Annotated in this window: 2 protein-coding genes; both read left to right on the top strand. The window is 54.5% G+C overall.

The features are described 5' to 3' along the window. On the top strand, positions 1-513 hold a 513-nt coding region (locus RQX22_RS19220; RefSeq protein ID WP_315728819.1), incomplete at its 5' end, for a hypothetical protein. 574 nt (positions 514-1,087) lie between these two features. Continuing rightward, positions 1,088-1,169, top strand: an 82-nt coding sequence (locus RQX22_RS19215) for a transposase (RefSeq protein WP_315728820.1), incomplete at its 3' end; no start/stop codon positions are given.

Below are 1,169 nucleotides of genomic sequence, written 5' to 3'. Positions count from 1 at the left end.
AGTTTTTCAACACAATCGACCCATTGCGGACATTCGCGCATCGTGAGAAACTCGCGGATGCACTGGATGCGAAAGACGCTCACTATCGGATTGTTTTTGGGTGCCGCGCTCTGGCGTACGGGTGAGTCGTACGTCGGCATCAGGTTTTTCCTGACCTTCCCGGTATTTTTCGATCCTCCGACCTGGCTGGACCAGGCATTGCAGGTCGTAACCATCGTCGGTCTCCTAGCTGTGTTGCTAGCAGTTGTTTTTCGCTCCTATCATCGGCGGAAACTGGAGTGGCAGACCCCGACCTTGTTCATAATAACTCTTGCACTGGTGGAGGCGAGCTGGCGTTTTTACATTCATCCTTACTTCCTCCCGGAAGTGCCTGGTTTCAAACTGGCAGCTGTTTGGATCATGCATATCCTCCCGGTTGTAGCTGTCATGGGACTTGGGGCAGCGTATTTGGAATGGAAGCACGCGATGTCGCTAATCCGTGAGCCCAAGGAGCATATGGCCCACTCCTACTAACTGTCTGCGTTCCACCCAAAGTGGACTTTCGCGGCCTACTTGCAGAAGTTCGAGGCGCGCCTACAATTGTTGAATGGCAGGCCTGTGGCGCGAAATTGTAGACACGATCGACAGTCAGATCAGCGTACGTGGCGATCTGTTTATATCCGATCTCCGGTTCCTTCTGTGGCTGCCGGCTATCCCGTTCGCGATCGCTCTGTGCTTCGTGGATGTGCCATCGACACTGGGCTATACGCTCGGTGGCCTAATGTTCGGTGCTATGGTGCCTTGGACCATCTTCCTATTTCGAAGGCGAGCTGTGAAAAAGCGAAGCTGGGTAGAACCAACTCGATGGTCGGACGAGAACANGTTCGCGATCGCTCTGTGCTTCGTGGATGTGCCATCGACACTGGGCTATACGCTCGGTGGCCTAATGTTCGGTGCTATGGTGCCTTGGACCATCTTCCTATTTCGAAGGCGAGCTGTGAAAAAGCGAAGCTGGGTAGAACCAACTCGATGGTCGGACGAGAACAATGAGCTGCTGCCGGTTTCGTGGACACCGAGATAAGGTGTTTTATGGAGCCGGAGGGTATCGATGGAGAGACGGAAGTTCAGCCGGGAGTTCAAGCTCGAGGCGGTGAAGCTGGTTCGCGAGCGCGGGGTTTCGATGGCACAGG

This window comes from Sphingosinicella rhizophila (genome assembly GCF_032378825.1).
GTDB classification, from domain to species: domain Bacteria; phylum Pseudomonadota; class Alphaproteobacteria; order Sphingomonadales; family Sphingomonadaceae; genus Allosphingosinicella; species Allosphingosinicella rhizophila.
Note: the sequence above shows the minus strand (reverse complement) of the source record. Positions and strands in the feature narration are given on the sequence as shown.